The sequence below is a fragment of the Burkholderia sp. genome (assembly GCF_018375725.1).
Taxonomy (GTDB): Bacteria; Pseudomonadota; Gammaproteobacteria; order Burkholderiales; family Burkholderiaceae; genus Burkholderia.
Genome location: NZ_JAHACR010000189.1, coordinates 1 through 8,250, shown reverse-complemented (window position 1 = coordinate 8,250; position 8,250 = coordinate 1). Strand labels below are relative to the sequence as shown.

9 protein-coding genes are annotated in these 8,250 nt (G+C 67.0%); 6 read left to right on the top strand and 3 right to left on the bottom strand.

Going from position 1 to position 8,250, the window contains the following annotated elements:
* The 6 genes from KH616_RS17530 to KH616_RS17505 all read left to right on the top strand — a co-directional run.
* Positions 1–298: L-serine ammonia-lyase, iron-sulfur-dependent, subunit alpha (locus KH616_RS17530; protein ID WP_292248704.1), on the top strand; the 298-nt coding region annotated here is incomplete at its 5' end.
* Between the two features lie 15 nt (positions 299–313).
* On the top strand, positions 314–1,558 hold the full coding sequence (locus tag KH616_RS17525; protein ID WP_292248701.1) for a sarcosine oxidase subunit beta family protein: 1,245 nt from the start codon (positions 314–316) through the stop codon (positions 1,556–1,558).
* Positions 1,559–1,636: 78 nt separating this feature from the next.
* Positions 1,637–1,948, top strand: coding sequence for a sarcosine oxidase subunit delta (locus tag KH616_RS17520; RefSeq protein ID WP_292248698.1), 312 nt, complete (start codon positions 1,637–1,639; stop codon positions 1,946–1,948).
* A complete protein-coding gene (locus KH616_RS17515; RefSeq protein WP_292248695.1) occupies positions 1,945–4,956 on the top strand; it encodes a sarcosine oxidase subunit alpha family protein in 3,012 nt (1,003 codons plus the stop codon). Before KH616_RS17520 ends, KH616_RS17515 begins: the two co-directional genes overlap by 4 nt.
* Entirely contained in the window at positions 4,946–5,581 is a 636-nt protein-coding gene (locus KH616_RS17510; RefSeq protein WP_292248692.1) for a sarcosine oxidase subunit gamma, read from the top strand. Before KH616_RS17515 ends, KH616_RS17510 begins: the two co-directional genes overlap by 11 nt.
* Positions 5,578–6,018, top strand: coding sequence for a dihydroneopterin aldolase (locus KH616_RS17505; RefSeq protein WP_292248690.1), 441 nt, complete (start codon positions 5,578–5,580; stop codon positions 6,016–6,018). The genes KH616_RS17510 and KH616_RS17505 overlap by 4 nt, the downstream gene beginning before the upstream one ends.
* Before the next feature lie 97 nt (positions 6,019–6,115).
* Here the strand turns inward: KH616_RS17505 and KH616_RS17500 are convergent, their stop codons facing one another.
* The 3 genes from KH616_RS17500 to KH616_RS17490 all read right to left on the bottom strand — a co-directional run.
* Positions 6,116–6,727, bottom strand: a complete 612-nt coding sequence (locus KH616_RS17500) for a transglycosylase SLT domain-containing protein (RefSeq protein WP_292248688.1) — start codon at positions 6,725–6,727, stop codon at positions 6,116–6,118.
* 159 nt (positions 6,728–6,886) lie between these two features.
* Positions 6,887–7,648: an ABC transporter permease gene (locus tag KH616_RS17495; protein ID WP_292248685.1), complete on the bottom strand. Its 762-nt coding sequence runs from the start codon at positions 7,646–7,648 to the stop codon at positions 6,887–6,889.
* Positions 7,645–8,250 (bottom strand): ATP-binding cassette domain-containing protein (locus tag KH616_RS17490; protein ID WP_292248682.1); only part of this gene is annotated, 606 nt, incomplete at its 5' end. The genes KH616_RS17495 and KH616_RS17490, both read right to left, overlap by 4 nt.

Genomic DNA, 8,250 nt, shown 5'->3' with positions numbered 1-8,250 from the left:
GGTGATGGGCGGCACGGCGAGCCAGGTCGAGAACGCTGCCGAGATCGGCATGGAACACAACCTCGGCATGACCTGCGATCCGGTCGGCGGCCTCGTGCAGATTCCGTGCATCGAGCGCAACGCGATGGGCGCGATCAAGGCGCTCAACGCGTCGCGGATGGCGCTGAAGGGCAACGGCCAGCACTACGTGTCGCTCGACTCCGTCATCAAGACAATGCGCGAGACGGGCGCCGACATGAAGACGAAATACAAGGAAACGTCGCGGGGCGGTCTGGCCGTGAACGTCATTGAATGCTAACGAAGGGTCCATCAAATGAGCCGCTATTCGATATTCAGTCTGTTTCGCAACGGCCTGTCGTATCACGAGAACTGGGAAAAGCAGTGGAAGAGCCCGGAGCCCAAGCGTGAGTACGACGTCGTGATCGTCGGCGGCGGCGGCCACGGTCTCGCCACTGCGTATTACCTCGCGAAAGAGCACGGCATCACGAACGTCGCGGTGCTCGAGAAGGGATGGATCGGCGGCGGCAACACCGCGCGCAATACGACGATCGTCCGCTCGAATTACCTGTGGGACGAATCGGCCGCGCTGTACGAGAAGGCGATGAAGCTGTGGGAAGGGCTGTCGCAGGATCTCAACTACAACGTGATGTTCAGCCAGCGCGGCGTGATGAACCTCGCGCATACGCTGCAGGACGTGCGCGACACCGAGCGCCGCGTGAATGCGAACCGGCTGAACGGCGTCGACGCCGAGTTCCTCACGCCCGCGCAGATCAAGGAAATCGAACCGACGATCAACCTGAACAGCCGCTATCCGGTGCTTGGCGCATCGATCCAGCGCCGCGGCGGCGTCGCGCGTCACGACGCGGTCGCGTGGGGCTTCGCACGCGGCGCGGACCGTGCGGGCGTCGACATCATCCAGAACTGCCAGGTGACGGGCATCCGTCGCGAAGGCGGCGCGGTGGTCGGCGTGGATACCGTCAAGGGTTTCATCAAGGCGAAGAAGGTCGCGGTGGTCGCGGCCGGCAACACGACGACGCTCGCCGACATGGCCGGCGTGCGCCTGCCGATCGAAAGCCATCCGCTGCAGGCGCTGGTGTCCGAACCGATCAAGCCGGTCGTCAACACGGTCGTGATGTCGAACGCGGTGCACGCGTACATCAGCCAGTCCGACAAGGGCGACCTCGTGATCGGCGCAGGCATCGACCAGTACACGGGCTTCGGCCAGCGCGGTAGCTTCCAGATCATCGAGGGCACGCTGCAGGCGATCGTCGAGATGTTCCCGGTGTTCTCGCGCGTGCGGATGAATCGCCAGTGGGGCGGCATCGTCGACGTGTCGCCGGACGCGTGCCCGATCATCAGCAAGACCGACGTGAAGGGCCTGTATTTCAACTGCGGCTGGGGCACCGGCGGCTTCAAGGCGACGCCGGGCTCGGGCTGGGTGTTCGCGCACACGATCGCGCGCGACGAGCCGCATCCGCTGAACGCGCCGTTTGCGCTCGACCGCTTCTATACCGGCCACCTGATCGACGAGCACGGCGCCGCTGCCGTCGCGCACTGACGAACCACCGCGCACTGATGTGCATGGGACCGGCGTAAGCGCTCAGGCGCCGACGCGGGTCTACCGAGGAGAAAGAACATGTTGCTGATCGAATGTCCGTGGTGCGGCCCGCGCGCCGAATCAGAGTTCACGTGCGGCGGCGAAGCCGACATCGCCCGCCCCGTCGAGCCTGAAAAACTGTCCGACCGCGAATGGGGCGACTACCTGTTCATGCGCAAGAACCCGCGCGGCGTGCACCGCGAGCAGTGGCTGCACACGCAGGGCTGCCGCCGCTGGTTCATGGCCGAGCGCGACACCGTCACCTATGACATCAAGGGCTACTCGACATTCGGCGGCGTCGCCGCCGGCCAGCCCGCCGCCAACGCACACGAAGAGGGCACCAGCAAATGAGCCAGAAAGACCGTCTTGGCACCGGTGGCCGCATCAATCGCGCGATTCCGCTGACCTTCACGTTCAACGGCCGCACGTATCAGGGCTTCCAGGGCGATACGCTCGCATCCGCGCTGCTCGCGAACGGCGTGCACTTCGTCGCACGCAGCTTCAAGTATCACCGTCCGCGCGGCATCGTGACGGCGGGGGTCGAGGAGCCGAATGCCGTCGTGCAGCTCGAGTCCGGCCCGTACAGCGTGCCGAACGCGCGCTCGACCGAAGTCGAGCTGTATCAGGGGCTGGTCGCGACCAGCGTGAACGCGGAACCGTCGCTCGAGAACGATCGCTATGCGGTCAACCAGAAGCTCTCGCGCTTCCTGCCCGCCGGGTTCTATTACAAGACCTTCATGTGGCCGCGCAAGATGTGGCCGAAGTATGAAGAGAAGATTCGCGAGGCGGCCGGCCTCGGCAAGGCGCCCGACACGCTCGACGCCGACCGCTACGACAAGTGCTACGCGCATTGCGACGTGCTCGTCGTCGGCGGCGGCCCGACCGGACTCGCGGCTGCGCATGCGGCGGCGACGGCGGGCGCGCGCGTGATCCTCGTCGACGACCAGCGCGAGCTGGGCGGCAGCCTGCTGTCGTGCCGTGCGGAATTCGACGGCAAGCCGGCCATGCAGTGGGTCGAGAAGGTCGAGGCCGAACTGCGCAAGATGCCGGACGTGAAGATCCTGTCGCGCAGCACGGCGTTCGGCTACCAGGATCACAACCTCGTGACGGTCACGCAGCGCCTGACCGATCATCTGCCGGTATCGATGCGCAAAGGCACGCGCGAGCTGCTGTGGAAGATCCGCGCGAAGCGCGTGATTCTCGCGACCGGCGCGCACGAGCGTCCGATCGTGTTCGGCAACAACGATCTGCCGGGCGTGATGCTCGCGTCGGCGGTGTCCGCGTATATCCATCGCTTCGGCGTACTGCCGGGCCGCGATGCCGTCGTGTTCACGAACAACGACCGCGGATATCAGGCGGCGCTCGACCTGAAGGCGTGCGGCGCGAAGGTGACAGTCGTCGATGCGCGCGCCTCGACGCACGGCGCGTTGCCGGCCGCGGCGAAACGCCAGGGCGTGACGGTGATGAGCGGCGCCGTCGTGACGGCGGCGGCGGGCAAGTGGCGCGTGTCGTCGGTCGATATCGCGTCGTATGCGAACGGCAAGACGGGCGGCCAGCTGACGACGCTGCCGTGCGATCTGGTCGCGATGTCGGGCGGCTTCAGCCCGGTGCTGCACCTGTTCGCGCAATCGGGCGGCAAGGCGCACTGGAGCGATGAGAAGGCCTGCTTCGTGCCCGGCAAGGCCCTTCAGGCCGAAGCGAGCATCGGTGCGGCGGCGGGCGAATTCGGCCTGGCGCGTGCGATGCGGCTTGCGGTCGACGCCGGCGCGGAGGCGGCGAAGGCGGCCGGCTATGCCGCGGCGCAGCGCCCGGTCGCGCCGCAGGTCGCGGAAGCCGCCGAAGGCGCGATGGAGCCGTTGTGGCTCGTCGGCAGCCATGAGGCCGCCGCGCGCGGGCCGAAGCAGTTCGTCGATTTCCAGAACGACGTGTCGGCGGCCGACATCCTGCTCGCCGCGCGTGAGGGTTTCGAGTCGGTCGAGCATGTGAAGCGCTATACCGCGATGGGGTTCGGCACCGATCAGGGCAAGCTCGGCAACATCAACGGGATGGCGATTCTCGCGCAGGCGCTCGGCAAGACGATTCCCGAGACCGGCACGACGACGTTCCGCCCGAACTACACACCGGTGACGTTCGGCACGTTCGCGGGGCGCGAGCTCGGCGATTTTCTCGATCCGGTGCGCAAGACCTGCGTGCATGAATGGCATGTCGAGCACGGTGCGATGTTCGAGGACGTCGGCAACTGGAAGCGTCCGTGGTACTTCCCGCAGAAGGGCGAGGACCTGCACGCGGCGGTGCAGCGCGAGTGTCTCGCGGTGCGCAACGGCGTGGGCATGCTCGATGCCTCGACGCTCGGCAAGATCGACATCCAGGGCACGGACGAGGTGAAGCTGCTGAACTGGATGTACACGAATCCGTGGAACAAGCTCGAGGTCGGCAAGTGCCGCTACGGCCTGATGCTCGACGAGAACGGCATGGTGTTCGACGACGGCGTGACGGTGCGCCTCGGCGAGCAGCATTTCATGATGACGACGACGACGGGCGGCGCGGCACGCGTGCTCACGTGGCTCGAACGCTGGCTGCAGACCGAATGGCCGGACATGAAGGTGCGCCTGGCATCGGTGACCGACCACTGGGCGACCTTTGCGGTCGTCGGCCCGAAGAGCCGCAAGGTCGTGCAGAAGGTCTGCAAGGACATCGACTTCGGCAACGAGGCGTTCCCGTTCATGAGCTATCGCAACGGCACCGTCGCGGGCGTGAAGGCGCGCGTGATGCGGATCAGCTTCTCGGGCGAGCTGGCCTACGAAGTGAACGTGCCGGCCAACGCGGGACGCGCGGTGTGGGAAGCGCTGATGGCGGCGGGTGCGGAGTTCGGCATCACGCCGTACGGCACCGAGACCATGCACGTGCTGCGCGCGGAGAAGGGGTACATCATCGTCGGGCAGGACACCGACGGTTCGATCACGCCCGACGACCTCGGCATGGGCGGGCTCGTCGCGAAATCGAAGGATTTCCTCGGCAAGCGTTCCCTCACGCGTGCGGATACGGCGAAGGCGGGCCGCAAGCAGTTCGTCGGTCTCCTGACGGACGACGAGCAGTTCGTGCTGCCGGAGGGTGCGCAGATCGTCGCGCCGGATACGCCGGTCTCGGCGACCGAGCCGACGCCGATGATCGGCCACGTGACGTCGAGTTATTACAGCCCGGTCCTGAAGCGCTCGATCGCGCTCGCGGTCGTGAAGGGCGGCTTGGGCAAGATGGGCGAGAGCGTCGTGATTCCGCTGGCCAACGGCAAGCGTGTGACCGCGAAGATCACGAGCCCGGTTTTCTACGATACCGAAGGGGTGCGTCAGCATGTGGAATGAAACGAGAAACCAGGCAGCGGTGGCGGAGCGCGCGGGCGGCGTGCTGCTCGAGTCGCCGTTCGTCGGCGCTGCCGATTTGCTGAAGGCGCAGCAGGCGAGCGCGTCGAAGAAATTCGCGATGCGTGAGCGGGCCTTTCTCGATCTCGTCAACGTGCGCGGCGAGCTGTCCGACCCTGCGTTCGTCAGCGCGTTCGAACGCGTGGTCGGCTGCCGGCCGCCCGCCGCGCCGAACACGGTCGCACGCAGCGCGGAGTACGACGTGCTGTGGCTCGGCCCCGACGAATGGCTCGTGCGCTCGAACGGGCCGGTGCAGGCCGGCGTGCTGGAGGCGAAGCTGGCCGAGGCCGTGCAGGGTGCGTATGCGGCGGCGGTCGACGTCGGCAGCGGCTACACCGTCGTCGAGATCAGCGGCGAGCGCGTGCGCGACGTGCTGTCGCGCGGCTGTCCGCTCGATCTGCATCCGCGCATGTTCAAGCCGGGGCAGTGTGCGCAGAGCCACTTCTTCAAGGCGTCGATCGTGCTGGTGCCGACCGGCGACGACACGTTCGAGATCGTCGTGCGCCGCAGTTTCGCCGATTACTTCTGCCGCATCATGCTCGACGCGGCGGCGCCGCTGACGTCATGAAGCCGGCCGACGCCCCGTTCGTCGCGATCGACACGCCGCGCCTGCGAGGGCGCGGCTGGAGCGTGTTCGTCGACGAGCTGATGGTGCCCGCTCGCATCGGCATCCATGCACACGAGCACGACGCGCCGCAGCCGATCGTGATCGATGCGCGGCTCGGCTATCGCTGCGAGCCGAGCGAGGCGGGCGAATGGATCGACTACGACGGGTATTGCGCGCGTATCGCGGCTTTCCTCGCGCACAAGTCGCATACGCGTCTGCTCGAAACGCTCGTCGCCGATATCGCGGTGCTGTCGTTCAGCGAATGGCCGGCGCTGGAGACGCTGACGCTGTCTGCCCACAAGCCGAAGATCCGGCCCGGGACGAAGCGTGTCGGCGTGGCGCTCGACTGGACGCGCAGCGATTATCTGCAGTGGACGGGGGCGTCGGCGCGTTTTTGAGCGGTGTGGCGCGCGGCATGTCGTGGGGACGTGGCCGGCCGCTTTCGCATATGCCGGCCACGCGCTTCATGAGGCAGTTGCGACGTCGTATCGTCCGCTATTTCGCATTGTGCGCGGACGATGCCGATGCAGGCGCCGCGGGCGCGCTGACCGGCATCAATCCGGCGTTGGCGTCGTTGCTCGGTTCGAGCACGAACCGGAACGACTCGACACGCTGCATCACCTTGTCGGCGTAGGCGTGCGAGCCGCCGTAGCTCTTCAGCGCGGCGCCGAGATCGCCGCCGGCTGCTTTCACGTAGCCGGACAGGATCGCGGAGCCCGCGTTGACATTGGCCGTCGGTTCGGTCAGATCCTTCACGTTCTTCAGCAGGCCGCGATGCGCGGCGGGCACGACCTGCATCAGGCCGGTCGCGCCATTCGAGCCGCGCGCTTTTTCCTTGAAGCGGGACTCGATCGAGATGATCGCGTACACGACTGCCGGCGGCAGCGCATACTTCGTCGCGGTCACGTTGACGATATCGGCGAGTTGCGCGGCCTTCTCCTTTGCCAGTCCGAACTTCTTCGCGAGATAGCTCGCGATGCGCTCGTTGTTGCCGTTCGGCTGGGTGACCGCGGGTTGCGATGCCACGTCGGGCACGGACGCCTGTTGCGCCCACGCTTGGTTCGCGGTGCAGAGCAAAAGCACGATCAGCCAGGGTAATCGTCGCATGGTCCGGGGAAGGAGGGGAGAAGGCGCATAGTATATCGGCCCTTCTCGATGAATGGCTGGCGTGGGCATGCCGGTGAAAGCGGCTGCAAGCGTGGACCGGCAACGCATGTGTCCCGTGACGGGCGTTGGTGCGGCGCGGTACGCCGCTCGCGAAAACGCTTATCCGCGTTTGACTGCGACGTGTGCGATCGAGCTGATCGCGTCGCTGACCAGCACGGCGAGCAAACCGACGATCATGCCGCCTTGCAGCACGAACGCCGTGTTGGCGGTCTGGAGTCCGGCGATGATCACGTCGCCGAGCCCGTGCGCGGCCACGGTCGAGCCGATCGTCGCGGTGCCGAGATTGATGACGACCGCGAGGCGGATGCCGTTGACGATCACCGGAAACGCGAGCGGCAATTCGACCGATAGCAATTGCTGCCATCCGTTCATGCCCATTCCGCGTGCGGCGTCGACGATGTCGCGCGGGACGTCTCCGATGCCTGCGATCGTACTTTCGAATACCGGCAGCAATCCGTAAAGCACGAGCGCGATCAATACCGGTTTCAGGCCGAAGCCCACCGCCGGCACGGCAAGCGCGAGCACGGCGACCGGCGGGAATGTCTGGCCGATGTTGACGATGCTGCGTGCGACCGGCAGGAAGTCCGCGCCCGACGGGCGCGTCACCGCAATGCCGGCTGAAACCGCGATCAGCGTGCCGATGAGGCTCGACACGGCGACCGTGCCGAGGTGCGCGAGCGTGAGGTCGAGCAGGCTTGCGCGATCGTAGATGGCGGGTGCGCCGTTTTCCGCGAACGGTGCGAACAGCCCCTGCAGCCAGATGGGCCGAAACAGCAGCACGAGCAGCAAGGCGAGTGCCGCGCCGCGCGCGATGACCGAGGGCAGGCGCCGCGGCGCGCCCGGCAGCGGCCACATCGTCATGCGGGCCGGCGCGCATGCGCGCGAATCGCATCGAGCGTGATGCGGCGCGTGACATGGCCATCGGCGTCGTCGACCGGGAGTACATCGACGCCGCGCCACAACAGTTCCGAGACCGCGTCGCGCAGCGTGCGCGTCGCGGCGATCGGCGGCCCGGCCGCGCTGCCGGGTTCGGCGACCGCATCGATCGGCGTCAGTGCGAGCAGGCGCAGCGGCCGGTCGACGCCGGCGACCAGTTGCTCGACGACGCCTGCCGCGGGCTCGCAAAGGATCTCGGCGGGCGATGCGACCTGCAACAGCCGGCCGTGGTCCATGACCGCGATCGTGTTGCCGAGCCGCAGCGCTTCCTCGATGTCGTGCGTGACGAGCACGACCGTGATGCCGAGCCGGCGCTGCAACGCGAGCAGTTCGTCCTGCGCCTTGCCGCGAATGATCGGATCGAGCGCGCCGAACGGTTCGTCCATCAGCAGCATCGACGGCTCGGCCGCGAGCGCTCGCGCGACGCCGACGCGCTGCTGCTGTCCGCCCGACAGCTCATGCGGCAGCTTGTCGGCGAATTCGGACGGCGCGAGATTGAAGAGTTCGAGCAGTTCGCGCACGCGCGC